Source organism: Rhodospirillales bacterium (genome assembly GCA_023898765.1).
Lineage (GTDB): Bacteria > Pseudomonadota > Alphaproteobacteria > Micavibrionales > Micavibrionaceae.
Genome location: CP060238.1, coordinates 1,403,159 through 1,428,833, shown reverse-complemented (window position 1 = coordinate 1,428,833; position 25,675 = coordinate 1,403,159). Strand labels below are relative to the sequence as shown.

The following is a 25,675-nucleotide window of genomic DNA, read 5'->3' as shown; positions in this document are numbered from 1 at the left end:
GGCTGCGGAGTCGTCTTTTCCTTGACAAAAAAGCCTCTTCTTGTATATAGTGCACCTCTTCGAAAAACAAGGATTACTGAAGGGTTGAGACATGTTTGCAGTCATTCGCACGGGCGGAAAACAGTACAAGGTCAGCAAAAACGACCGGATTAAAGTCGAAAAACTGGACGTCAAGGAAGGCGCAAGCGTCAATCTGGACGATGTTCTGGCCGTTTCGGACGGCAAAAGCACCAAAGTCGGCGGCCCTGCCGTTTCCGGCGCAAAAGTCAGCGCAAAGGTCGTCGAGCATACGCGCGGCCCGAAAGTGACGGTTTTCAAGAAGAAACGCCGTCAAAACTACCGCCGGACGCAAGGCCACCGCCAGGACCTGACGGTTCTGGAAATCACGGACGTCAAAACGGCCGCGTAAAACTCGAAACTATAAGAATTTATAAAGAATAAGAAAACTCTGGAGGACAAAAAATGGCACATAAAAAAGCAGGCGGAAGTTCAAGAAACGGTCGTGATTCGGCAGGGCGCCGTCTTGGCGTGAAAAAATACGGCGGCGAAGAAGTTCTGGCCGGCAATATTATCATCCGTCAGCGCGGCACGAAATACGCCACAGGCCGCAACGTGGGACTGGGAAAAGACCACACGATTTTTGCGCTGGTCGATGGAAAAGTCCTGTTCTCCAAAGGGCGCGGCGGAAAATCCATGGTCAATATCGTCCCGGCGAACGACATGAGCGCCCGCGCCGCCGAATAGCCCATACCGTAACAGATTTCAAAAAGGGGAGAGGCTGGCCTTTCCCCTTTTTTGTTTTATGAAGAGCCGGAAACATGAAATTTCTAGATCAGGCAAAAATCTATGTGAAAAGCGGGGACGGCGGCCCGGGCTGCGTGTCGTTCCGGCGGGAAAAATACATTGAGCGCGGCGGCCCGGACGGCGGCAACGGCGGCCGCGGCGGGCATGTCCTGTTTCAGGCCGCCGACGGGCTCAATACGCTGATTGACTTCCGCTACACACAGCATTTCCGGGCCTCTCCCGGGCAAAACGGCGCAGGCAAGGACCGCAGCGGCGCAAACGGCGCGGATATAACCGTCAGGGTGCCGGTCGGGACAGAGATTATCGACGAAGACAAAAAGACCGTCCTGTTCGATATGACAGACGCGGGCCAGAGCGTTCTTTTCCTGAAAGGCGGGGACGGCGGCTTTGGAAACGCGCATTATAAATCCTCGACCAATCAGGCGCCGCGCAAATCTACCCCCGGCTGGCCGGGAGAAGAACGCGCCGTGTGGCTGCGTCTCAAGCTCATTGCCGATGCGGGGCTGGTGGGACTGCCCAATGCCGGAAAATCGACGTTCCTTTCGGCCGTTTCGGCGGCGCAGCCCAAAATCGCGGATTATCCCTTCACCACCCTCCATCCCGGCCTGGGCGTGGTCAAAGCGGGTGATTACGACTTTGTGCTGGCGGATATTCCGGGCCTGATCGAAGGCGCGCACGAAGGACAGGGACTGGGCGACCGCTTTTTGGGGCATGTCGAGCGCACCTCCGTTTTGCTTCATCTGGTGGATATTACGCAGGACGACGTTGCAAAAGCCTACCAGACGGTGCGGCATGAATTACGCGAATATGGCGCAGGGTTGGAGGACAAAAAAGAGATTGTCGCCCTAAGCAAAACAGATGCGCTCGGGCCGGAACTTTCGGAAGAGCTTGCGCGGGAATTCGAAAAGGAAACGGGCATCAAACCCCTCCTCCTTTCCGCCGTCTCTGGCGAGGGAATAAAACAAACTCTTTATGCCCTTTCGGGTGCCATACAGGAGCAACGACGTGACAGCAAAAACGACGATTAAAGAAAGCCGGCGCATTGTCATCAAGATTGGCTCCGCGCTGGTCACGGACGAAAAAAGCGGATCCGTCCGCCGGGACTGGCTTGATTCTCTTGCGGCGGATGTCAAAGGTCTGACAGACCGGGGCAAGGAGATTATCATCGTCTCTTCCGGCGCGATTGCTCTGGGACGAAAGGCGCTGGGCATTTCCTACAAACAGGCGCGCGCGTCCATTCCGCTGGAAATGAAACAGGCCGCGGCCTCCGTCGGGCAGGTCTGCCTTTCCCGCGCCTATGACGAAAGCTTCGACCGTGAAGGCCTCAAGGTCGGGATGATCCTCCTGACCCCCAGAGACACCGAAGAACGACGCCCCCATTTAAACGCCCGCGCCACCCTCCACGCCCTGCTGGACAAGGGGATTATTCCCGTTATCAATGAAAACGACACGGTTTCCACCGCCGAAATCCGTTTCGGGGACAATGACCGCCTGGCCGCCCGCGTCGCGCAGATGATCGACGCCGACCTGCTTATCCAGCTCTCCACCACCGACGGGCTTTATACCGCCGACCCGACAAAAGATAGCGGGGCCACCCACATCCCCCTTGTCGAAACGCTCTCCGCCGCCCATTTCGACATGGCCGGAGACGCGCAGGCGGGGATTTCCACCGGCGGAATGAAAAGCAAGCTGGAAGCCGCCCGTCTTTCGACCGCCGCCGGAGTATCCATGCTGGTGGCAAAAGGCACAGACCTCCATCCGCTGCGCGACATTCAAAAATGCACCCTTTTCAAGGCCGTCGGAACGCCCGCCAGCGCGCGGAAAAAATGGATCGGGAGCCATCTGGAAGCGAAAGGAGTCCTGACGATTGACGAAGGCGCGCAGCGCGCCCTGCTGAACGGCAAAAGCCTCCTGCCGGCAGGCGTCGTTTCCCTGCAGGGAAATTTCGAGCGCGGGGATGTCGTGAGCATTGTCTCCCCTGAAGGTAAAAAAATGGCGATGGGCCTGATCGCCTATAACAGCACGGACGCCCGAAAAATCCTCGGTAAAAAAAGTGATGAAATTCCGGAAATTCTGGGCTATTTCATCCGTCCGGAATTGATCCATCGCCAAGATTTGGTCTTGCAAGGCTGACGCCCGCCTGTGATGATGGGGGCATGAAAACAGACACGCCCAAAACCATTTACCTGAAAGACTATACCCCGCCACTTTATACCGTATCGCATGTCGATTTGCGGTTTGAGATTTTTGACGGCAAAACGGTCGTTCACGCCAAAACGCAAATCGTCAAAAACCACGAAGGAAGCGAGCCGCTTTTCCTCAATGGCGAGGACCAGAAATTTCTGTCCGCGCGGCTGGACGGCGCAGACATCTCTCCGGAGATAACGGAGAAGGGCTTAAACCTTCCCTGCCCTGATGCGCGGGACTTTACACTGGAAATCACGAGCGAAATCTACCCGGAAACAAACACGGCGCTGGAAGGGCTGTACCAGTCCGGAGGGAATTATTGCACCCAGTGCGAAGCCGAAGGCTTCCGCCGCATTACTTACTTCCCCGACCGCCCGGACGTTTTGGCGACCTTTTCCGTGCGGATCGAGGCGGACAAAACCGCCTGCCCCGTCCTGCTGTCCAACGGGAACCTGACCGAAGAAGGGGATATGGCGGAAGGCCGTCATTATGCCGTGTTCGAGGACCCCACCCCCAAACCCTGCTATCTCTTTGCGCTTGTGGCAGGGGATCTGGAACACGTCCATGACATCTTCAAAACAAAATCCGGCATGGACGTCGATCTTTATATCTATGTGCGCAAGGGAGATGAAGACCAGTGCGCCCACGCCATGACTTCCCTGAAAAAATCCATGAAATGGGACGAAGACGTTTACGGGCGCGAATACCAGTACAGCCGCTTCAATATTGTCGCGGTAAGTGACTTCAACATGGGCGCGATGGAAAACACTTCCCTGAACATCTTCAACACCGCCCTTGTCCTTGCCCATCCCGAAACCGCAACGGATCTGGATTTTTTACGCGTCGAGAGCGTGATCGGGCACGAATATTTCCACAACTGGACGGGCAACCGTGTCACCTGCCGCGACTGGTTCCAGCTTTCCCTGAAAGAAGGCCTGACGGTCTTTCGCGATCAGGAATTTTCAGCCGACATGAACTCCCGCGCCGTGGCGCGCATTGACGACGTTATCCACTTGCGCAGCCTCCAGTTTCCCGAAGATGCGGGCCCCCTCGCCCATCCGGTGCGGCCAGACAACTATATGGAGATCAATAATTTCTACACCATGACCGTGTATGAAAAAGGCGCCGAAGTCATCCGCATGTTCCATACGCTCCTGGGGCCGGAAACTTACCGAAAAGCTACGGACCTGTATTTCGACCGCCATGACGGGCAGGCCGTCACCTGCGACGACTGGGCCAGATGCATGGAAGAAGCGTCCGGACTGGACCTGTCCGCGTTCAGGCTCTGGTATTCCCAGGCCGGAACGCCGGAAGTAACGGCAAAAGGCGTTTATGACGGGGACAAAAAAACCTATTGCCTGACCCTGTCCCAAACCATTCCCGATACGCCCGGCCAGACGCACAAGCGCCCGATGCATATCCCCGTCGCGACGGGGCTTATCGGCCCCAACGGAGGGGATTTAATCGAAACGCAGGTCCTCGACCTCAAGGAAAAAGAGCAGTCTTTCACCTTTGAAAATATCGGCGCAAAGCCTGTCCCTTCCATTTTGAGAGGATTTTCCGCGCCGGTCAAACTCACCACGGATATCAGCGATGAAGATTTACGCTTTTTGATGGTGCATGACACGGACGGGTTCAACCGCTGGGAATCCGGACAGACCTACGCCTTGCGGGTCCTGACGCAAATGATAGCGCAAGACGCCAAAGACGTGCCGGATTCTTACATCGGCAGCTTCGGCGACCTGATAGACCATGCCCTTGATCCTGAAAGCGACAAGGCGCTGATGGCGCGGTTTTTAAGCCTGCCCAACATCTCGGAAATTTCGCAGCAGCAAAAAGTGATTGATCCAGACGCTGTGTACAAGGCCCGGAAAGCGCTGCAGGCAGCCATAAAACGCGCCCACAAGCCCAAACTGTCCAGGCTTTACGAAGACAACGCCCCCGACGCTTCTTTCGATATTTCTCCCGCGTCCGTGGGAAAGCGGGCCTTGCGAAACGTGGCGCTTGGACTTCTCACGGCAACGCAAGGCACCGGCTGCGCGAAACTGGCGACGCAGCACTACAACGAGGCCGACAATATGACGGACCGGATGGCGGCCCTTTCCGCCCTTATCGGCAACAAACATGCCCCGCGGGAAGAGATTTTAAAAGCCTTCTACGAGCGGTTTAAAGATCACATGCTTGTCATCGACAAATGGTTCGGCCTTCAGGCGTCCGCCGTGCGGGAGGATATTTTCGAACAGCTTGAAAGGCTGAGGAACCATCCCGATTTCACCATGAAAAACCCCAACCGGGTGCGCGCCCTTTACGGGGCCTTTGCGATGAACAACCCGGTCTGCTTTCACCGGAAAGACGGCAAGGGCTACGATTTCCTGAAAGAGGCCGTCATACAGCTCAATGGAATAAACCCGCAAATCGCCGCACGGCTTCTCACGCCTTTGCGGGAATGGCGGCGCTACACGCCGGACCGGCAGGAAAAAATGCAGGCCGCGCTGGAGGAAATTGCAAACATGCCGGGCATTTCTCCCAATGTTTTCGAAATCGCGAGTAAAAGCCTTAAGGCGCGGGGTTCTTAAAAGCCATACCGGTAAAAAATACTTCCCTGTCCGAGAGAGTGGGAAATAGAATTGATCGCGGGCTGTGTATAGGTGTGACTTGCAACCGCATTACGCCTTCAGCGTCCGGATATGAATTCCTTGCCGCTGACCTGATGGCTTTTGACAATTTTTCTGTTACGTTTTCACTATGGTAAGGAATGGCCGCTTTACCGAATACAAGACCCAACTCCTTCGGACGAGAATCGGGCGTTTCATCTGTAATTATAAACGCAGGCCGGGTCATTGCTTCTTTCCTTCATCTCTCTCTAAACGTAAAACACCCGGCATTCCTAATAAAGAAAGGCTTTTATGTCAACGTATGCTTTGACGGGATGCCGTAATGCGGGACATAAGCCTGCAGTGATTACGCTGTTCTTATCCAACCCCAACTACGGATAAGAGACAAATATTCCCGTCATTCCGGGCGCAGGGCCGCCCAAGCGGCCTGAAGTCGGGGAATCCGGTTCCTTTCGTTAAAAATCGGACATGTTGATTGTTTTGAATTTTTAACACGAAGGGCACAAAGGATATGAAGTTTCACGAAGTTTTTCCTTTTCAAACAACAACTTCATGCTTCTTCGCAAGCTTCGTGGTGAAAATAAACCGGACTCATCCAGCAAGTGTCTGGTTTTTCTGGATCCCCGCCTGCGCGGAGATGACATTTAGGGTACGGATATACAATGATAGCCGTCCATAGTTCAGGTTATCTTGCAAGAGTGAGGGGTTTCGCCTTCACCGTGCGCGTCACGTTTACGCGTTCCGCTCCCTGCTTCCACCCGTCGGTTAGAGCTGTAGAGATTTGCGTTATCAGAATCCCGTCCAGACACATTTTTTCGGCTGCCTCTCTCAGTTTTGGCAACACAAGAGAGTCCTTATCCATAGAATTTGGATATTTCGCAGATGCCTGTTCGTCCACGGTTATAACAAAGCACGGCTTGCAAGATTTTTCATAGCCGCCTCCTTGTGCCGCCTTAAAATCCGTAAAAATATCAATTTCTTCACCTTTACGCATCATGCGTTCTCCCTCGTCTCAAAAATTCCGGACTTGAATTCAGTGCGCCGGAAGATAACAATATATAATTATTATGTCAACAAAATTAGAATTTATAGGCCATCCCTCTTACCGTAAAATGGGTGTGGCTGTAGTCTTTAAGGTTTTCATTCGAATTTGGATCACCGGTGATATCTACCCATATGCTATGCAACCCGGAGGCTTCCGGGTGCTGTCTTTGCATTTGAAACGCTATTTCCCTCTCTATTGCAGCGTTTAGTTGCGGCCCGTTGAGCGCCGAAACACGTGATTTAAAAGAAACCTTCCCCAGATTTTCAACATTTTCTACCGGAAACACCGATATTTCGAATTGCGTTTTCGCCAACATATCTTACTCTTTAACCGTTCGTTTCACTTCGTTCTTATGTTAATTATGACAAATTGTCAAGTTTTTATATGCGGTATAGATGAAGTCGGACGCGGGCCGCTCGCCGGGCCGCTCCTGTCGGCTTGCGCCTTTATCCCGCCTGAAACGCTGGATCATCCGGTCTGGGCCCATGTCACGGACAGCAAAAAGCTCACCCGTAAAAAGCGCGAAAGCCTGTTCGACGATATTGCCGCGAACTGCCTTTTCGGCATCGCAGAGGCGTCCGCCGAAGAAATTGACGCCCTGAACATCCATCACGCGACCCTGCTGGCCATGAAAAGGGCGTTTGAGGCCATGACGCAACCTCATCCTCCCTCACCCATAGGGAGAGGGAAGGCCCCGGTGAAAAGTGAAGCTTTAAGCCGGGAGGGTGAGGGGTTGAAAATCCTCATCGACGGAAAATTTATTCCCCCCGGACTTCCCTGCCCCGCAGAAGCGGTTGTCAAAGGCGATTCAAAAGTCCTTGAAATCGCCGCGGCCTCCATCCTGGCCAAAGTGACGCGGGACCGGATCATGGAAAAGCTCCACAATGACTTTCCCGCCTATGGCTGGTGCCGCAATGCCGGCTACGGCACGGCAGAGCATCTGGACGCCATTGCACAAAACGGCATTACGATTCATCACCGCAAAAGCTTCGCGCCCTGTGCCGGGCAACGCCTTGCCGCGTAAGTCTTTGAAGCGACTCCAGTTTCTTAAAATGTTCCTGTAACGTTCTGACTCTAAAGAAAAAATCTTCTTTTTATTCCTTGACGGCGAGTCCCAAATGACTCATGATTCGGCCTTCTTTAGACGAGGAGCTTTCAGAAATGTCGAGTCAAAAAAATAAAAAATCCCCAGAAAAATTAAAGAAAAATTCCATCCTTCAAGGGGATTGTATCGACATTTTGAAATCTCTCCCCCGGGGATCTATCGACACCGTTTTCGCCGATCCCCCCTATAACCTGCAGCTTCAGGGGGACCTGCACCGCCCGAACAATTCCAAAGTCGATGCCGTGGACGATCACTGGGACCAGTTCGCCTCCCTGCAGGCTTATGACGACTTTACCAGAGAATGGCTCGGCGCGGCGCGGGAGGCGCTTCACGATGACGGCAGCATCTGGGTCATCGGCTCTTATCATAACATTTTCCGTCTTGGCACAATTTTGCAGGATCTGGGATACTGGATTCTAAACGATATCATCTGGCGCAAATCCAACCCCATGCCGAATTTCCGGGGCAAGCGATTCACGAATGCCCATGAAACCCTTATCTGGGCCGCAAGGTCCCAAAACAGCAAATACTGCTTTAACTACGATTCCATGAAAGCGCTGAATGAAGACCTTCAGATGCGCTCGGACTGGTTCATTCCCCTTTGCACAGGGCATGAACGCCTGAAAAACGAACACAACGAAAAACTGCACCCCACCCAAAAGCCGGAGAGCCTGTTGCAGCGGGTTATCCTCTCTTCCACCAGGCCCGGCGATGTCATACTGGACCCCTTCTTCGGCACGGGAACCACGGGGGCTGTGGCCAAAAAGCTGGGACGGAACTGGATAGGGATCGAACGCGAAGACGCCTATATCAAAGGCGCCCGAAAGCGGATTGACGCCGTGGAGCCCTGCGCGGAAGAAGATGTTAAACTTGAAAATAAACGCGAGCAAATGCGCATTCCTTTCGGCTGGCTTCTGGAGCACGGCTATCTGGAGCCGGGCGCCAGGCTCACCAATGCCAAAGGCAATTTAATCGCGAAGGTTCATGCGGACGGCAGCGTTATCGTGACAGGCAAAGGTCCTGCCGGCAACCATCGCGGTTCCATTCACAAGGTCGGCGCGGCCGTCCAGAACGCCCCCTCCTGTAACGGCTGGACTTTCTGGCACGTTGAAGAAGCGGGCCGGAGCGTTCCGATCGACACGTTGCGCCAGCGCCTGCGTAGCCAGATCGAAGGGCAGGCTGCAAGGCAGGGCGCTGCGACGACCCTTCAGTAACCGTTGAAGTTTTCACCGCCCCATGCTAGAGGAATGGCCCCATGAACACGCTTTTTAAAACCATTACGGCCAGCCAGCTTTCCCCGGCAAACGAACAACCGGAGAAGAAGGCCTTTTTTCCGGAAGAGAAAAAAAGCGCCGACTTCCTTTTTATCCGTGACCTGGAACTGGACATGTTCGTAGGCGTCCTGCCGCATGAAAAAGACAAAAAACAGCGTGTTCTCGTCAATATCGAACTGGCTGTAGAACCCGTCCCCGGCGGGTCAAAAGACGAAATCCGGAACGTCGTTTCCTACGCGGATATCGTCGAAAATATCGAAAATATCGCAGCAGGCGGACATATCAACCTTCTGGAAAGCTTTGCCGAAAAAATCGCGGCTTCATGTCTTGAAGACAAACGCGCCCGCGAAATTTCCGTGTGCGTGGAAAAGACGGATATCTTCAAAAACGCACGCGGCGTCGGGTGCCGGATTATCCGCAGGCAAGGATAAAATGTAAAAAAACCGGGCGTTAAAAACTGACGCTGGACATCAGCCGTTTTCCGTGACTGTCTTCAAACAGGTCTACCCCCTGCAGATCCCCGTGAAGAATGGCGAGCGTGGCCAGACTATGCCCTTTTACGTTTCCCTGATACTGGTAAAAATCCACCCGCAGGCGCACGTAAGCTATTCTCTCATAACGCCTTTGCCGGAGCTCAAGCGCGAATTTTTCGACCTCTTCCTGTTTCCTCAAAAGATACGCCTGCGCAACATGTTCATCGACCTGTACAAAGCCGTAAGTCAGAGGCTCCTTGAAAATAAGCATGATATTGCGCGGATAGTCTTCGACTTCCCCCTGCCGGCCGCAAACATCGTCCCGCAGGGAATTTCCGGTAATTTCCATCCGGCGGCTATTGACAAACGCCGTGTCGTTAATGAGGGGAAAGCCCTTGCGCTCCATATCATACTCGCCCAAATAGACAGGCAGCATGAACTGAAATTTTTTGGAAAACCCCTGACTGTCTTGTCTAAGCATCTGTTTCGCGGCTTCACGGATTTCCACCCACTCGAAGTCATTATTGACATAGTCCTGATATATCTGACACTCGTTGATGAGCATAAAGTTATCGACAGCTTCGTTGTCGCCATCGTCAAACACCTTCAGCCGCCAATAAAGCTTGGAAAGATTTTGAATGGTGCCGTCAACATACTCTCCGGCAAAAAGATCCCTCATCACGGTGATGTCTTCATCCCCGTCGCTCATATCCTTTATTTTTTCTTCGGCGCTTTTTTCGGCTTCTCCGGCTTCCTCTTCGGCCTGATCAATATCCGCATCCGGCAGGACCTCCGGAGAATCGGGAACGGAAGCATCTGCTTCCTCCGCGCAGGCAGGAGAAAGAAAGGGCGAAGAAAACAGGAACAGGGCGCAAACCAGCCCGAATGTAAGAAAACGAGTCATATTCAGCATTATAGATTTTTACCCCTGAAAGCACAAACTTGCTTTTTGAATTATAAGCTATTTCATGAGCTTAACAGCCTTTCGGAAAAGAGTCGGAAGCCCCAGCGCCGCGATATCTTCCTTTTTAACCCAGTGCGCATATTGACCGGCCTGCCCGGCTGAAATACTTGTTTTCTGAAGGGTCAGCTCCAGATCGAAATGGGTAAAGCTATGAAACACTTTTTCCGAAAGCGTCTCTTTTTCTGCGCAGACAAACGCAGGATGTCTTAGAAGCTTTCTGTCTTGCAGCCAGTCCGATCCGGGCAGCCCCATCATCCCGCCCAACATCCCTTTTTCCGGGCGGCGTTCAAATAAAACCGCCCCTTGCGGATTTTCAATCCAGTACACGTAACCGTATTTTCTGGGTTTTTCGGCTTTCTTTTGCCTGGCGGGCAGGCTTTCCTGAATCCCTTTTTCCCTTGCCTCGCAAAATCTGCTTACAGGGCAAGCCCCGCATTTCGGAGAGGCAGGCGTGCAGATCACAGCCCCCAGATCCATAAGGGCCTGCGCGAAATCGCCGGGGCGGTCTTTGCGCCCTTCCGAAATACGCGCCGCTTTTGAAACCAGATCCTTTTTTGAACCGGGCAGCGGTTTTTTCACGCAGAATATCCGCGCCATCACCCGTTCGACATTCGCATCGACGACGCTTGCAGGCTTGTCAAAGGCAATGGCCGTTATCGCCGCCGACGTATAAGGACCTATGCCGGGCAGTTTCTGAAGGCTCTTTTCATCATCCGGAAACGAACCTCCGTGGTCCCGGGAAACGATTTCTGCGCATTTATGGAGGTTTCGCGCCCGCGCGTAATATCCCAAACCGGCCCATGCCGCCAAAACGTCTTCCCGCGGCGCCTTCGCAAGATCATGAACGGATGGCCATTTTTCCAAAAACGTGAGAAAATAAGGTCCCACAGCCGGAACCGTCGTTTGCTGGAGCATGATTTCCGACAGCCAGACATGGTAAGGCAAGGCCGTTTTTCCGGGCGGCGCACGCCACGGCATCACGCGGCGGTGCCTGTCATACCAGTCCAAAAGAACCGCCCTGAAGCCCGCGACGTCAAAACCGTTGTTCCTGTTGTTCCTTTTTGTAGAACCTGTCATGATGCGCCCATGTGTGCCTTAAGACTTCTTTCGGAAACCGTTCCCTTTGTGACGGGAAAAACCTTCGCCCGCAAATATATCGCGCTGGGACGAATTGTCACGCACTGGGAGGATGTGATCGGAAGCCGGATGGCCAAAATCGCCCAGCCTTTGAAAATACATTATCGAAAACCTTCCCAGACAGGCCAAAAACAAAAAGACAAAAAAGGCGAAGCCACGCTCGATATTGCCGTCTCCAGCGCCGACAGCGTTCTTTTGAGCATGCAAAAAGGCCTTATTCTGGAACGGATCAACCAGCTTTTCGGCCATAACTGGATTACGGATATTCGTTTTGTCCATACGGCACCGGCGGCACCGGAAAAAACAACCCGGACGCCCAAGCGCTCCCCGGCCCTTTTAAACGAGGAAGATAAAAAATATATCGCGGAAACCCTTGAAGAAATCGAGGATCCGGATATAAAAAGGCGCCTTGAGAGCTTCGGCACCGCAATTTTACAGGACAAAAAACAATGAAAGTAACCGCTATCACCCTCCGGCCCGGCAATGTTGTAGACCATAACAACAAGCTTCAGGTCGTCACCAAATATGAAATCATGCAGCCCGGAAAGGGCGCCTCCGTTATTCAGGTCGAAATGCGCGACATCCGCACAGGCAACAAGGATAACGTCCGCTTCCGCACGCAGGAAAGCGTGGAACGCGTGCGCCTCGATCAGAACGATTACCAGTATCTCTTTAACGATGGCGACACTTACACATTTATGAACGCGGAAACCTACGAACAGGTTGAAGTCCCGAAAGACACGATCGGGGAACCGGCCGTCTTCCTGCAGGATGGAATGGTCGTTAGCATCGAAACATTCGAAGGCGAACCTCTGGGCGTTACCCTGCCCGACACGGTCATAATGGAAGTGAGCGAAGCCGAGCCGGTCGTGAAAGGACAAACCGCCACAACGTCCTACAAGCCGGCTATTCTGGAAAACGGTGCCAAGGTTATGGTCCCGCCCCATATCGAAGTGGGAACGCGGATCGTCGTCCGAACGGAAGACAGTTCCTACGTCGAACGGGCAAAGGACTAGAGACATATGGCCGCTATCTCCCCTTTGATGTCCATCATGATCAAGGCCGCAGAGAAAGCCTCGCGGGCCCTGATCCGCGACTTTGGCGAGGTGGAGCAGCTTCAGATCTCCCGCAAAGGTCCGGGCGATTTTGTGACGGCGGCGGACAAACGCTCCGAAAAAATACTCTTTGAAGAACTGAGCGCCGCCCGCCCGGATTTCTCCTTCCTGATGGAAGAAAGCGGCGAGGTAAAAGGCAAAGATCCGGAAAATATCTGGATTATCGATCCGCTCGACGGCACGCACAACTTTATGCACGGGCTGCCCCACTGGTGCATTTCCATCGCGCTGGAAACCAAAGGAAAGGTTTTGGCCGGACTGGTTTACGACCCCGCCAAAGACGAAATGTTCCGCGCGGAAAAAGGGCTGGGCGCCTTTATGAACAATAAAAGGCTGCGCGTTTCCGGCCGCAGCGATTTTGACAGCGCTATGGTTGCGACAGGAAACATCCTTCATACAAAAAAGGATAACGGCCTTTTTATCAAAGAGCTTGATGCCATAACGGCGCAGGTCCCCTTCTTGCGCCGTCAGGGAGCCGCCGCGCTGGATCTGGCGTATGTCGCCGCCGGCCGGCTGGACGGGTTCTGGGAGCGCCACTTAAAGCCGTGGGATGTAGCCGCCGGGCAACTGATCGTCAAGGAAGCGGGCGGCCTCGTTTCCAGCATAGAAAACGAAGAAAACGTTCTTTATTCCAAAAGCCTTGTCGCGGGGAATCAGGGCCTCTATCCTGATTTACGCAGGATTTTGAAAGCCGCAGCCTGACAAAAAAGAGAGAAATGCGCTCCCTTTTCTATAAAATATTTCTACTCGCCGGCGGACTTGCCTTGTTTATGCCGCCGGTTTGTCTCGCGCAGACAGAAGAGCAGACGCCGGAAAGCTACGTTCCGCCCCCTTTGTTCGGAGCTCCGTCCGATGCAGCCCCCGTATTCCGTAAAAGCGCCACGGACGACTGGGATCAAAAAAACGTGCGGCCCGTTATAAAACCGCGCGTTTCCGTTTCCAATGAAAACGAACCGCTGGATTACAAACCTTATATCCCGCCTGCCAAACCGGTTAAAAAGCCCGTGAAAACGCAATCTCCCGCAAAAGCGCCGCCGCCGCCATCCGCCGGCATCGTCAAAGGGCCCAAAACCATGCCTGCCGTTCCGGCAGACGGCGTCCAGAGCGACAAGACCTTTAGCGCCGCCCCCGAAAAACCGGAAGATACGCTGCTGGAGCGCCACCTGAAAAAGCAAACGGCCCGGCAAAAAAGGGAAGAAAACACGGCTCCTCCTGCCCCGCTGCCTGAAGAAGACGTCCAGAACCCGGCAAAATTCACTATCCCCTTTGCCGCCGGGCAAACCGATCTGGATACAAAGCAGGCTTTAACTCTGTCTCACAATATAGCCCGCCGTCTCCGGCAGGATCCGTCGTTAAGGCTGCAAATAGAGTCCTTTGCCGGCGCCGTGGACAACGGGCGCAGCTCCGACCGGCGGGTTGCCCTGAACCGGGCGCTGGCCATCCGGAAGGCCCTCCTGAGCGAAGATATCGCCCCGCACCGTATCGACGTGCGGGCCATGGGCGCAAAAACAGACCAGACACCCCTTGAGCGCGTCGATTTATATCTATCGCCTTAGAAGACAGGCCAAACGCTTTGTGGATAAAGGTCTTCGGGCCGTTTTGGCCTTATTGACATGAAAACTGGATACGTCACACTAAAGACTGGAAATACCCGAAAATATACGCTAGAAACAAGCCTTCTATTTTTATTTATGAAAAAGAAGGGTAAAAAGGGGCTGGAATGACGTCTGAGAATACAGATAAAAAAACCGCAAACGATCCGGATAAAACCGCGAAGAAAAGGAAGATACTGGCCCTGAGCGGTATCGCGGTCGCCGTGTGTTTTTTCCTGATGCTGGCCAACCTGAATATCATCCTCCCTTTCTTCATGCAGAAGGGGGAAATATCAGGTCTGGATGTCGCGTCCGGTTCCGATTCAAACTTGCCGCCGATCCTCATATCGGGCCGCGCTCTGGGAGAACCGAAAGCCCCTGTCAAAGTCGTGGAATATTCCTCTTTGACCTGCGGCCATTGCGCGCACTTTCACAAGGACACGCTGCCTGCGATCAAGGAGAAATACATTTCCACCGGACAGGTTTATTTTCAGTTCGAGGACTTTCCCTTAAACGCCCCGGCCCTGCAGGCAAGCCTGATTGCCCGCTGCCTGCCGGAGAACCGCTATATCGGCTTTGTTGACCTCCTGTTTAAAACGCAGGATACATGGGCCCTGCGCGCCGACTACATCGTGCCCCTCACACAGGACGCAAAACTGGCAGGTCTGGGCGAAGACGGTGTGGAGGCTTGTCTGGAAAACAAAAAGATCCGGAATGAAATCGCGGACGCAATCAAACACGCCACTGGAAAATGGAATATTCGCTCCACCCCGAGCTTTATTATCAGCGGGCCGGAAGGAGAAGAAGTCCTGGAAGGCGCGCAGCCCCTCTATGAATTCGAGCGTGTTTTTCGCAAAGTCTCCGGCGGCGCCGTGGCCCCCCTTGAAACCGAGAACAAAGAGTAAGCGCCGTTTATGATTCAGTTTACAAAACTTCGCCTGAGCGGCTTTAAATCCTTTGTCGATAAGACGGAGCTGGCCATCGAACCAGGTTTGACAGGAATTGTCGGCCCGAACGGGTGCGGAAAATCCAATCTGGTTGAAGCCCTGCGCTGGGTCATGGGGGAAAATTCAGCCAAACGCATGCGCAGCGACGGAATGGAAGACGTTATCTTTAACGGCACCTCCGCGCGCCCGGCGCGCAACTTTGCCGAAGTCGGGCTTTTGCTGGATAACAGCTCTTTAAGCGCGCCGGCGGCCTTTAACAACGAAGAAGAAATCGAGGTCACCCGGAAAATCGAACGCGATCAGGGGTCCCTGTACAAGATTAACGGCAAAACCTGCCGCGCCCGCGATGTACAGATGCTTTTTGCCGATACGGTGAGCGGTGCAAATTCCCCCGCAATCGTATCCCAGGGGCGCATTACGGCAATCATCAACGCCAAGCCGCAGGACCGCCGGATGATTTTGGAAGAATCCGCCGGCGTTTCGGGACTCTACGCCCGCCGCCACGAAGCGGAACTGCGCCTGCGCGCTGCCGACCGGAACCTGCAACGGATTCAGGATATCGTCGGCAGTATGGAAGAACGTTTTGCCGCCCTGAAAAAACAGGCCCGTCAGGCCATCCGTTATAAAAAACTTAGCCATGAGATCCGGCAGGTGGACATCACGATCGCCTGGCTGGAATGGAAAAGCCTTTGCGTCCGCATCCATGAAGCCCGCAGCAAATTCGACGAAGCGGAAAGCCTTGTGGCACAGCATTTTACAACGGTGACGCAACTGACCAAAACGCAAAGCGTCCAGTCCGAAGACCTTCCGGCCCTGCGCCAGAGCGAAGCGGAAAGTTCCGCAGCCCTGCAGGCCGCCAAAATGGCGCTGCAAAGGCTTGAAGATCAGGAACGCGACCTTGAAAACCAGCTTACCGAAACAACCGAAAATCTAGGCCGGCTGGAACAGGACCGCAGCCACGAACAGGAAAGCCTTGAAGAAAGCGCCGGCCTTCTTTCCCGGCTGGAAGGGGAAGAAGGAAAAATACGCGAAACCCAAAACGGCGAAGAGAACACGCTGAAAGAAAAACTCGCCATTAAGGAAAAGCTGGAATCCAAGGTTTCAAAACTGGAAGAGGATTACGAATCTTTCATGGAAAAACTGGCGGAAAACAAAGCCAGCCGTCAGGCCATCGAGCGCCAGATTTCCGCCGATGAAAGCCGCCTTCTGGTCACGCAGGAACGCCGGGAAGCCCTGACGGAAGATCTGGAAAAAGCCAAAACGCGTTTTGACGAGGACTCCCGGCTGGCGGACCTGAAAACAGACATTCTGGCTCTGGAAGACAAGGTCTCCGGTTTGCGCAAAAAAGCAGACACAGACGAAAAGGCCCTTGAAACAGCCCGAAGCGCTTTGGACGAAGCGCGGGAAAACCAACAGGAATGCGAAAAGAAAAAATCAAAGATTTTGACTGAAATCAATATGTTAGAAAGCATTCTTAATTCAGATTCTCAGGACGAGTTTCGTCCGGTCCTCGAGGATATGCAGCCTGAAAAAGGCTTCGAAACGGCCCTTTCGCGGGCGCTGGGCGATACCCTCATGGCGTCAACCAACGCAGACGCGCCGATCGTCTGGCTGGCGCGGGAAAACGATCTTTCAAATTTCCCCGCCCTGCCCCAGGGCACGAAGGCGCTGGAGCCGCATGTCAAGGCTCCCGATCACCTGAAGGCCGCCTTAAGCCTGATCGGAGTTGTTTCTTCCGCGCAGGAGGGGCACGCCATCGCGCCACAACTCCTTCCCGGACAATCGCTTGTCTCTCAGGACGGCGCTTACTGGCGCTGGGACGGTTTGCACATCAAGCAGGAAGCCTCCGACCGCCACGCCTTGCAACTCCGGCAGAAAAACCGCCTGCAGGACCTCAGGAAAGACGCTCCGGGGCTGGAAGAAAAGGCTGAAAAGGCGGCGCAATCCTGCGACTCCGCACGCGCTTCGAAAGAGGAAGCGCAAAAAAGCCTTGATGAAACGCAAACGCGCCTGCGCGAAAACGAGGCGGCATTGTCGCAACATCAGTCCTCCTTAAACCAGATGACGGAAGAACGCTCCGGCCTGTTTGCCCGGATCGCCGCCCTGGAAGAAGGACTGCGAAGCTGCGCGGCAGATACCGCCTCTCTGGAGCAGTCTTTGGACGAAAGCCGGCGGGCCCTTGCCTCCTACGATGAAAAAACGATGGAAGACCAGAATGCGCAGATAGAAAAACTTCGCGCCGCGCTGGCGGAAGCGCGCGATTCTCTGCGCGAATCCGTGCGGGAATTCGATATCGTGCAGCAGGAACAAAGCCGCCGCCATGCGCGCCTTCACGCCATCGCCGATGAGCGCGTCAACCTTCAAAACCGCAATATCCGTTCCCGCGAACGCCTGAAAGAACTGGAAACACGGGAAGGCAGCCTGAAAGAAAAGCTCGGCGCCTTGAAAAACCGTCCCACGACGATTACGGCAGACCGCGAAGGGCTCCTTGAAAAAATCGGGCAAATGGAACACGCACGAAAAGCGGCCTCAGACAAGCTCGCCGAAGTCGAAACGGCGCTGCTTGAGACAAACAAGGCCCTGAAAGAAGCGGAAAACCAGATGGGACAGGCCAGAGAGCAGCGCGCCCATGCGCAGGCCATCGTCTCCTCGGGGGAAGAGCAGCTTGCAGAAGTCGTTTCCTCTATCGAGGAGCGTTTTGAAACGCCGCCCGAAAAACTCGCGGAGCAGGCCGGACTTCATCCGGACTCCGAAGACCTCCCCGACACGGACGCCCTGAAAGATGAAAAAGAAAAAATGATCCGCAGCCGCGAAATGATCGGCCCTGTGAACCTGCGCGCCGAAACGGAAAGCGTTGAACTGGAAAAAGAGCTCTCCACCATTCTGGAAGAACGGAACGACCTCATGCAGGCCATTGAAGAGCTGCGGCAGGGAATCGCGACCCTGAACAAGGAAGCGCGGGAACGGCTTCTGGCCGCCTTCGACCATGTGAACAGCCATTTCAAACGCCTCTTCACACAGCTTTACAGCGGCGGGCAGGCGCATCTGGAACTCATAGAATCCGACGATCCGCTTGAATCCGGGCTTGAAATCTTTGCGCAGCCGCCGGGAAAAACGCTGCAATCCCTCTCCCTGCTATCCGGCGGAGAACAGACGCTCGCCTCCACAGCGCTGATTTTTGCCATGTTCCTGACCAATCCTTCCCCGATCTGCGTGCTGGACGAGATTGACGCCCCGCTCGATGACGCCAATGTGGACCGCGTTTGCGACCTTCTCGAAGAAATATCGGAGCGCGGCGAAACCCGCTTCCTAATTATTACGCACCACCGCCTGACGATGGCCCGCATGGACCGCCTTTACGGGGTCACCATGGCCGAGCGCGGCATTTCACAGCTTGTTTCCGTTGATCTCAACCAGCAAATGGACTTCCTGGAGGAAGCGGCTTAATGAGCGAAGACAAGCTCAATCACCTCGAAACCCGGCTGAAAAACGCCCGCGAGGGATTTGAGGAGGAATATAACCCCGCCCCCCCGGAAACGGACGAAAATATGAGCGACGGCGCCCGCGCAGGCATCGAGCTTGTCGGGGCGATACTGGGGGGAGCCCTGCTCGGATACTTTCTGGACAGGGTGTTTGACACCCCTCCCGTCCAGTTTTTCCTCTTCACCCTTCTGGGGGTCGGAACCGGCTTTTATAACGTTTATAAAATAACGCAGGGATTAGGCACATCTGTGGGCGCTAGGCCCTTGCATCCCCTGTCAAAAAACGCTAAACAATCCCCGCAAGAACAAGAAGACGACGACCAATAGAGGATAAGAAGGTGGCCGATCCCATTCATCAGTTTGAAATTCACCCTTTAATCAAGCTTTCGGCAGGGAGTCTGGACCTGTCTTACACGAACTCCTCCCTGTGGATGACGATTGCCGTTATTGTCTCGTCCGTCTTCCTGACGCTTGCGATGAGCCGTAAGGCGCTGGTTCCCTCTCGCCCTCAAATGTTTGCGGAAATCCTTTATGATTTTGTGGCGGGCATGATCCGCGAAAATATAGGCGCCAAGGGCCGCCAGTATTTCCCTCTCATTTTCACGCTCTTTGTCGTGGTGCTTTTGGGGAACGTTCTGGGGCTTCTCCCTTATTCCTTCACCTATACCAGCCATCTGGTTGTGACGGCGGTGCTGGCCCTGATGATTTTTTCTTTTGTTATTGTTATCGGCATTTTCAAACACGGCCTCCATTTCTTCAGCCTGTTTTTACCGCCCGGCGTGCCCGGCTGGCTTGTTCCGCTGATTATTCCCATCGAGGTCATGTCCTTCCTTATCCGCCCCCTGACCCTTTCGGTGCGTTTGTTTGCAAACATGATTGCAGGCCACATCATGCTGAAAGTCTTCGCCGGATTTACCATCAGTATGATGAGCATGGGACTTGGCGGATATGCCCTTGGCGTGCTCCCGATGGTCTTCAATTCCGTATTGATCGGATTTGAATTTTTGATCGCCTTCCTGCAGGCATATGTTTTCGCGATTTTAAGCTGTATTTATTTGAAGGATACCATTGAAATCGGGCATTAAATTTGTTACCCCAACTCTAATTTTGAAACGAAAAGGAAAAAATCATGGATTTAGAATCTGTAAAACTTCTGGCAGGCGCCATCGCCCTGATCCCTTTGGCCGGTGTCGGTATCGGTCTGGGCTTGATGTTTGCTTCTTACAACCTGGCCGTTAGCCGCAATCCGAACGCCGAAAGCATATTGGAGAAGAAATTCTTCCTGACATTCGCCCTGACGGAAGCGCTGGCTATTTTCGCCCTTCTGATCTCTTTTTATCTTGTCTTCGGTTAGGCCGAAAAGAGTATCGAACAGCCATGTTGAATAAAACGCTCCTGTGCGCCTTTTTCACCTTTGCCCTTGCCGCTCCGGCATGGGCGGAGGATGTGCATGAAGAAACATCTTCAGGCGCAGGTACAGGCATGGCCGCAGAATCGGCCCACGCTGCTTCCGGCGGCCTGCCGCAGTTTGACCCGACATGGTTCCCCTCCCAGATTTTCTGGCTGGCGGTTTGCTTTGGCGTTCTTTACCTCTTTTTCTCGAAAAAAACCCTGCCGGAAATTTCCGGGGTCATCGAAAACCGCCGCAACCATATCCAGTCCGATCTGGATATGGCGGAGAAGCTGACCGGCGAAACGGAGAACGTGCAGCGCACCTACGAGAAAAACCTTGATAAAGCGCGGAGCGACGCGTCCAAAGCCGTTCTTGATGTTGAAAACGGCATAAAGGCCGAAATGGCGTCCCGGCAGGAAGCGTTTCGCAAACGCTCCGAAAGCGATGTCAGGTCCGCCGAAACGCGCATTGAGAAGGCCAAGGCGGAAGCAATGGACGAGATGAATGAGATTGCCGCGCAAGCCGCACGCGAAGCCGTGAAGAAGATCATCGGGCAAGAGATAGATGCGGGAAAAGCAAAATCCGTTGTGACCTCTCTCGTTAAAGACAGGGCCGAAAAACCGAGGACAAAAGCAGCATGATCGAGCTTCTCCAACATGATACGGCCATCTGGGTCACCTTCTCTTTTATCCTGTTTGCGCTCGTGGCTTACAGACTGGGACGCAAATCCGTAACGCAGGCGCTGGACAATAAGATCGAGGCTATTCGTAAGGAAATCCAGACGGCGGAATCCTTGCGCGTCGAAGCGCAGGAACTTCTGGCGCAATACCAACGCAAGCAACGCGACGCGGAAAAAGAATCCGAAGAGATCATCCAAAACGCGAAAAAACACGCGCAAAAAATCCAAAAGGCCGCCGAAGCAGAAATGGCCGAAACCATGGAACGGCGCGAGGGCCAGCTCTCCGAACGCCTCCGCCGGATTGAGGCCAACGCGATCGCCCAGATTCAAGGACATGCGGCAGAACTGGCTGCCGCGGCAACGAAAGAAATCATCATCACCACGCTGGATGAAAAAATCGCGCAAGGCCTGGCAGAAGAGTCTATCAAGACCGTTTCCAAACAGCTGAATTAGCCCTTTCCTGAGCCTATAAAGACAGGAATTTATAATCCCCTGCGCGGAGCAGATTCCCGCTTCCGCAGGCATAACAAAAATGCTTAAGTGTTTGAGACATGACCTATACGAACCTGATTCATGACCTTGGCGCGCAAGCCAAAAAATCCGCTTTTATACTGGCGCAAACGGATACGCCCGCCATCAATGGCGCTTTGCGAACCCTCGCCGAAAAACTGCGGGACAATCATAACACAATCCTTGAAGCCAATCAAAAGGATGTCGATGCGGCCAGAGCCAAAGAACTCTCCTCCGCCCTGATCGACCGCCTGACACTGACACCGGAGCGGATAGAGGCCATTGCACAGGGCGTAGAGTCCATCGCGCAGCTTGACGATCCTGTCGGCACAATCCTTGAAGAAACCGTGCGCCCAAACGGCCTGCGCATCCAGAAAGTTTCCGTCCCCATCGGTGTTCTGGGCATGATTTACGAATCCCGTCCGAACGTGACGGTCGACGCGGCGGCGCTATGCCTGAAATCGCATAACGCGGTCATCCTGCGCGGAGGCTCAGAAAGCCTGAACAGCTCCAAAGCCCTGCACACGCTTATTCAGGAGGCACTCAAAGCCCACGATATTCCCGAAGGTGCCGTTTGCCTCGTGCCCGATTGCGACCGCGCGCATGTAGGCGATATGCTCCGGGCGCATGATTTTATCGACGTGATGATTCCGCGCGGCGGACGCGGCCTGACCAGCCGTGTGATGAACGAAGCCACCATGCCCGTTTTTGCGCATCTGGACGGAAATTGCCACGTCTATGTCCATGAAAGCGCGAACCCGGCCCTTGCGAAAGAGGTAATCCTGAACGCCAAGCTGCGCCGGACGGGCATTTGCGGCGCAGCGGAATCCCTTTTGCTGGATGAGAAGCTGAGCTGCGAGACAGCGGCCGGTATTCTGGCCGTTCTTCTCGATGCGGGATGCGCCGTCGCCGGAGACGCGGAAAGCTGCGGACTGGACAAGCGCATAACACCGGCAAGCGAAGAAGACTGGGCCACCGAATATCTGGACGCCAGAATAAGCTGCAAATTCGTGAAGGATGTTCGCGAAGCCGCCGTCCATATCAACCGCTACGGATCGCACCACACGGACAGCATTCTGGCCGAAGACAAAGCGGCCGCCGATTATTTCCTTAAAAACGTCGATAGCGCGATTGTCATGCATAACACCTCCACCCAGTTTGCCGATGGCGGGGAGTTCGGGATGGGCGCGGAAATCGGGATCGGCACAGGAAAACTGCACGCGCGCGGGCCTGTGGGCGTCAAACAGCTCACAACCTTTAAATACCTTGTCCACGGAAACGGTCAAACCCGCCCATGAGTATCCTCACGCCGCCAACATTGCATGACGGGCAGCGCTGGCGAAATTTGCGGGTCGGGCTTCTTGGCGGATCCTTTAATCCGGCCCATCAGGGCCATATGCATATTGCGCGGCTGGCGCTGGCCCGGTTTCATCTGGATTTTATCTGGTGGATTGTAACCCCGCAAAACCCCCTTAAAGATGAAAAAGAAATGGCGCCCTACGATGTGCGGTATGAAGGCGTCCGGAAGATCACGAAATCTTCCCCCCGCATGATGGCAACCCATCTGGAACGGCAGCTTGGCACAAACTATACTTACGAAACGATCGTCCGCCTGAAAAAAGCCTTCCCGGCGACTGATTTTTTATGGATTTGCGGCATGGACAACGCCCATCTGTTTCACCGCTGGGAGAAATGGCGGGAGATAACGCAGGAAGTTCCCGTGGTTTTCATCGCCCGCCCCCCTGCCGGATCCCTGGTCAAAAACTGCCCGATCCGGATGTTTTCCCGGCAAAAAGCCCCGCAAACCACCTTTTTGCAAGGCACAAAAATGCTGAATATTTCCTCAAGTGAAATAAGAAAAAATACATTTAAATCAAATGATTAATATACTTAATTAATCTAAACTCTTAAAAGCTTGGAGCCCTTTCATTGATGATTAACCGAATCTTGCGTATAATGGGGGTATGAGCTTAGCGAAAGTAAACGCAAGTATAGTCGAAGAAGGAGGGCGTGCGTGACGGTCATCAGGCGCTCCACCCCCTTCACCCGAAACTTTTCCAGACAAAAGAGCCTTGGATATCCTGCCACTTGCAGGCCGTTTTGCTTTGCGCCTTTGCATTATAATTTTTCACCCCGGACCCCGAAAGGAGACGCACACCATACCCAAAACAAACCGCATGCTCGAAGGGCTTGACCCTTCCGCTTTAAAAGACCTTATCACCCGGTCACTGGACAGTGATAAGGCTTTGGACATCGAGGTCATCGACCTCACAGGCCAATCCGCCCTCTGCGATTATATGGTAATCGCTTCAGGGACCTCCTCACGGCAAATCATCGCCATGGCGGAAAAACTCAAGGAACGCCTCCACGCACGGCACGTAGACGACATTAAAACCGAAGGTCTGGCGCAGGGAGACTGGGTCGTTCTGGATACGGGCGATGTCATCGTCCACCTCTTCCGGCCCGAAGTGCGAGCGTTTTACGCCCTCGAAAAAATGTGGAACATGCCGCTGCACAGCCCTTCTCTGGGAAGCGACCACCACCAAAGCGCCTGATCATATTGTTATATGATCGCTTGGTGCTCTCTTAAACGGGGCTTGTCTCCGTGTGCCTGCACATAAACACTGGCCGCCTTATTTTGTTTTTGCTTTTATAGTCTTAAAAAACGACTATAGCGCATGGCCTCGATTGAAATCCTCTGTATCGGAAAACTGAAAAACAATCCCCTGGAGCAAGTCTGGGACGAATATGTCCGCAGGCTCCAATGGCCTGTCTCTTTGACCGAAATGGAAGGGAAAAACCAGAAGGAAGAACTTGAAAAACTCTCCGCAAAAATAGACCCTCACGCCGCCCTGATCGTTCTGGATGAAACCGGAAAGACGCTTTCCAGCCGGGATTTTGCACAAAAACTGGAACAATTCCAAACAGCGGGGCAAAGCAAGTTTCAGTTTGTCATCGGCGGCGCCGACGGATTAAACGACGATATCCGCGCCCGCGCCGGCCTTGTCCTGAGCTTTGGCAAACAAACATGGCCCCATCTTCTTGCGCGCGTCATGCTGATAGAGCAAATATACAGAAGCCAGCAAATTCTGGCCGGCCACCCCTATCACCGGGATTAGATATAGATGAAACCACCTGAAAATCGTCATTGCGAGCATAGCGAAGCAATCCAGTATTCTAGATTGCCGCGTCGGCTTTGCCTCCTCGCAATGACAATTATTTTTCTTTTCTCCCCTCCCGCTTTGGCAAAAGACGTCGCCACCCCGCCTCTTCATCCGCTTCAGGAGGCGGAAACCCTGTTGAAAGCCGAAAAGGCCCGGGACAAGGCCCTTAAGGAAAAAATGGAAACGCTCCAAAAAGAGCTGGAAGACACAAAGGACAGTCTTGTCCGTGTCGCGGGAGAGATCAAAAAGAATGAAAAAGAACTCACCCGCCTTGAAAAAAGGATGGAACAAAAACGGCGGGAGCAGCTTGAAATTGAATCCCGTCTCTCACAGGACAAAAGCGCCATGTCGGATCTGATTTTGGCGCTGGAGCGCATGCGCCGCGTTCCCCCCGAAGCGATGCTGGCCCGGCCCGGCTCCCCTTTGAAAACGGCGCAGAGCGCGATGATTTTGGAAAGCACCCTGCCGCGCATTTACGGGCGCGCGGAAACCTTACGGGAAGACCTGGACGCCCTGAAAAACATTCTGCGCGATCTGGATGAAAGCCGCCGGAAAAGCATAAAAGAATCCGATGCCCTGAAAATCCGTCAGGCTGAAATGGACGGATTGCTCCAAACCAGAAAGACACTCTTCGGACGCACATCCCGCGATCACGAAAAAGCCGCCGCTGAAGTCAAAAGGATTTCGGCGCGCGCCATCTCCCTTAAGGACCTTGTCCGCAAACTCGAAGAAAATAGCCAACACAAAAAACAGCAAACCGAAAAGACCGGAAAGGCAGACAAAGACCTGCCGCGCATCGGAAATGCGCAATTGCCCGTTTCCGGCATTATACGCATAAACTACGGCCAGCAGGACGAGATCGGCGCGCCGTCCGAAGGGCTGCATATCGAAGGCCGTCAGGGCGGCCTCGTGGTGTCCCCCATGGGCGGGATTGTCCGCTACACAGGCCCCTTCAGACGTTATGGCCAATTAATTATTGTGGAACATAAGAAAGGCTATCACAGCCTTGTTGCAGGATTGGCCAGAATTGATACAGTGGTAGGACAATCCCTTGCAGCGGGGGAACCTATCGGTATTTTAGGCGACGCAAATCTTTACTATGAATTGCGTTACAAAGGGCGGCCTGTGAACCCGTCCCATTTCTTCAGGTAAGAAACGGGACCTAAACATTGAAAAGCGGATAAAACGA

The 25,675-nt window shown here is 53.8% G+C and carries 28 protein-coding genes; 24 read left to right on the top strand and 4 right to left on the bottom strand.

Annotation, left to right across the window (positions count from 1 at the left end; all coding sequences use genetic code 11):
- The first annotated feature begins 91 nt into the window (after positions 1-91).
- The 5 genes from rplU (at position 92) to pepN (ending at position 5,567) form a co-directional block, all read left to right on the top strand.
- Positions 92-409, top strand: coding sequence for a 50S ribosomal protein L21 (rplU, locus tag H6853_06885; protein USO03253.1), 318 nt, complete (start codon positions 92-94; stop codon positions 407-409).
- A gap of 53 nt (positions 410-462) precedes the next feature.
- Positions 463-744 (top strand): 50S ribosomal protein L27, encoded by a 282-nt coding sequence (rpmA, locus tag H6853_06880; GenBank protein USO03252.1) that lies wholly within the window; start codon positions 463-465, stop codon positions 742-744.
- A 74-nt stretch (positions 745-818) separates the two neighbouring features.
- Positions 819-1,832: a GTPase ObgE gene (gene obgE / locus H6853_06875; protein ID USO03251.1), complete on the top strand. Its 1,014-nt coding sequence runs from the start codon at positions 819-821 to the stop codon at positions 1,830-1,832.
- Entirely contained in the window at positions 1,777-2,937 is a 1,161-nt protein-coding gene (locus tag H6853_06870; protein USO03250.1) for a glutamate 5-kinase, read from the top strand. The genes obgE and H6853_06870 overlap by 56 nt, the downstream gene beginning before the upstream one ends.
- Positions 2,938-2,960: 23 nt before the next feature.
- Positions 2,961-5,567 (top strand): aminopeptidase N, encoded by a 2,607-nt coding sequence (pepN, locus tag H6853_06865; protein USO03249.1) that lies wholly within the window; start codon positions 2,961-2,963, stop codon positions 5,565-5,567.
- Positions 5,568-6,291: 724 nt separating this feature from the next.
- On the opposite strand, the gene H6853_06860 is transcribed toward pepN, so the two are convergent.
- Positions 6,292-6,603, bottom strand: coding sequence for a hypothetical protein (locus tag H6853_06860; protein ID USO03248.1), 312 nt, complete (start codon positions 6,601-6,603; stop codon positions 6,292-6,294).
- A gap of 82 nt (positions 6,604-6,685) precedes the next feature.
- Entirely contained in the window at positions 6,686-6,967 is a 282-nt protein-coding gene (locus tag H6853_06855; GenBank protein USO03247.1) for a hypothetical protein, read from the bottom strand.
- A gap of 36 nt (positions 6,968-7,003) precedes the next feature.
- Here H6853_06855 and H6853_06850 point away from each other — a divergent pair, with 36 nt between their 5' ends.
- The 3 genes from H6853_06850 to H6853_06840 all read left to right on the top strand — a co-directional run bounded on the left by H6853_06850 (position 7,004) and on the right by H6853_06840 (position 9,461).
- Complete coding sequence (locus H6853_06850) at positions 7,004-7,675, top strand: ribonuclease HII (protein ID USO03246.1); 672 nt, start codon at positions 7,004-7,006, stop codon at positions 7,673-7,675.
- A gap of 137 nt (positions 7,676-7,812) precedes the next feature.
- Positions 7,813-8,970 carry a site-specific DNA-methyltransferase gene (locus H6853_06845; protein ID USO03245.1) on the top strand — a complete coding sequence of 386 codons (1,158 nt, stop codon included), beginning with the start codon at positions 7,813-7,815 and terminating at the stop codon, positions 8,968-8,970.
- A gap of 41 nt (positions 8,971-9,011) precedes the next feature.
- Positions 9,012-9,461, top strand: coding sequence for a dihydroneopterin aldolase (locus tag H6853_06840; GenBank protein USO03244.1), 450 nt, complete (start codon positions 9,012-9,014; stop codon positions 9,459-9,461).
- Between the two features lie 19 nt (positions 9,462-9,480).
- Here H6853_06840 and H6853_06835 read toward each other — a convergent pair whose 3' ends face one another.
- Together H6853_06835 and mutY are read right to left on the bottom strand one after the other, a co-directional pair.
- Positions 9,481-10,407: a DUF4852 domain-containing protein gene (locus H6853_06835; GenBank protein ID USO03243.1), complete on the bottom strand. Its 927-nt coding sequence runs from the start codon at positions 10,405-10,407 to the stop codon at positions 9,481-9,483.
- 57 nt (positions 10,408-10,464) lie between these two features.
- Positions 10,465-11,544 carry an A/G-specific adenine glycosylase gene (gene mutY / locus H6853_06830; GenBank protein ID USO03242.1) on the bottom strand — a complete coding sequence of 360 codons (1,080 nt, stop codon included), beginning with the start codon at positions 11,542-11,544 and terminating at the stop codon, positions 10,465-10,467.
- 9 nt (positions 11,545-11,553) lie between these two features.
- On the opposite strand from mutY, the gene H6853_06825 reads away from it, so the two are divergent.
- From H6853_06825 to H6853_06750, 16 genes are all read left to right on the top strand, one after another.
- The gene (locus tag H6853_06825) at positions 11,554-12,057 is read left to right on the top strand and encodes a DUF721 domain-containing protein (GenBank protein USO03241.1); all 504 of its coding nucleotides are present in this window, start codon (positions 11,554-11,556) and stop codon (positions 12,055-12,057) included.
- On the top strand, positions 12,054-12,620 hold the full coding sequence (gene efp, locus H6853_06820; protein USO03240.1) for an elongation factor P: 567 nt from the start codon (positions 12,054-12,056) through the stop codon (positions 12,618-12,620). The genes H6853_06825 and efp overlap by 4 nt, the downstream gene beginning before the upstream one ends.
- Before the next feature lie 6 nt (positions 12,621-12,626).
- Positions 12,627-13,421, top strand: coding sequence for an inositol monophosphatase (locus H6853_06815; protein ID USO03239.1), 795 nt, complete (start codon positions 12,627-12,629; stop codon positions 13,419-13,421).
- A gap of 14 nt (positions 13,422-13,435) precedes the next feature.
- Complete coding sequence (locus tag H6853_06810; GenBank protein ID USO03238.1) at positions 13,436-14,275, top strand: OmpA family protein; 840 nt, start codon at positions 13,436-13,438, stop codon at positions 14,273-14,275.
- Between the two features lie 164 nt (positions 14,276-14,439).
- The gene (locus tag H6853_06805; GenBank protein ID USO03237.1) at positions 14,440-15,216 is read left to right on the top strand and encodes a DsbA family protein; all 777 of its coding nucleotides are present in this window, start codon (positions 14,440-14,442) and stop codon (positions 15,214-15,216) included.
- 9 nt (positions 15,217-15,225) lie between these two features.
- On the top strand, positions 15,226-18,705 hold the full coding sequence (gene smc / locus H6853_06800) for a chromosome segregation protein SMC (GenBank protein ID USO03236.1): 3,480 nt from the start codon (positions 15,226-15,228) through the stop codon (positions 18,703-18,705).
- The gene (locus tag H6853_06795; protein ID USO03235.1) at positions 18,705-19,067 is read left to right on the top strand and encodes an AtpZ/AtpI family protein; all 363 of its coding nucleotides are present in this window, start codon (positions 18,705-18,707) and stop codon (positions 19,065-19,067) included. Before smc ends, H6853_06795 begins: the two co-directional genes overlap by 1 nt.
- A gap of 11 nt (positions 19,068-19,078) precedes the next feature.
- On the top strand, positions 19,079-19,825 hold the full coding sequence (locus H6853_06790) for a F0F1 ATP synthase subunit A (GenBank protein ID USO03234.1): 747 nt from the start codon (positions 19,079-19,081) through the stop codon (positions 19,823-19,825).
- Between the two features lie 44 nt (positions 19,826-19,869).
- Complete coding sequence (locus H6853_06785; GenBank protein USO03233.1) at positions 19,870-20,094, top strand: F0F1 ATP synthase subunit C; 225 nt, start codon at positions 19,870-19,872, stop codon at positions 20,092-20,094.
- Between the two features lie 23 nt (positions 20,095-20,117).
- Positions 20,118-20,774, top strand: a complete 657-nt coding sequence (locus H6853_06780) for a hypothetical protein (GenBank protein ID USO03232.1) — start codon at positions 20,118-20,120, stop codon at positions 20,772-20,774.
- Positions 20,771-21,265, top strand: a complete 495-nt coding sequence (locus H6853_06775; protein USO03231.1) for a hypothetical protein — start codon at positions 20,771-20,773, stop codon at positions 21,263-21,265. The genes H6853_06780 and H6853_06775 overlap by 4 nt, the downstream gene beginning before the upstream one ends.
- A gap of 98 nt (positions 21,266-21,363) precedes the next feature.
- Positions 21,364-22,620 carry a glutamate-5-semialdehyde dehydrogenase gene (locus H6853_06770; GenBank protein ID USO03230.1) on the top strand — a complete coding sequence of 419 codons (1,257 nt, stop codon included), beginning with the start codon at positions 21,364-21,366 and terminating at the stop codon, positions 22,618-22,620.
- Positions 22,617-23,207: a nicotinate (nicotinamide) nucleotide adenylyltransferase gene (gene nadD, locus H6853_06765; protein ID USO03229.1), complete on the top strand. Its 591-nt coding sequence runs from the start codon at positions 22,617-22,619 to the stop codon at positions 23,205-23,207. The genes H6853_06770 and nadD overlap by 4 nt, the downstream gene beginning before the upstream one ends.
- A gap of 292 nt (positions 23,208-23,499) precedes the next feature.
- Positions 23,500-23,877: a ribosome silencing factor gene (gene rsfS, locus H6853_06760; GenBank protein USO03228.1), complete on the top strand. Its 378-nt coding sequence runs from the start codon at positions 23,500-23,502 to the stop codon at positions 23,875-23,877.
- 123 nt (positions 23,878-24,000) lie between these two features.
- Entirely contained in the window at positions 24,001-24,441 is a 441-nt protein-coding gene (locus tag H6853_06755; GenBank protein ID USO03227.1) for a 23S rRNA (pseudouridine(1915)-N(3))-methyltransferase RlmH, read from the top strand.
- 90 nt (positions 24,442-24,531) lie between these two features.
- On the top strand, positions 24,532-25,638 hold the full coding sequence (locus H6853_06750; protein ID USO03226.1) for a peptidoglycan DD-metalloendopeptidase family protein: 1,107 nt from the start codon (positions 24,532-24,534) through the stop codon (positions 25,636-25,638).
- The last annotated feature ends 37 nt before the right edge of the window (positions 25,639-25,675 follow it).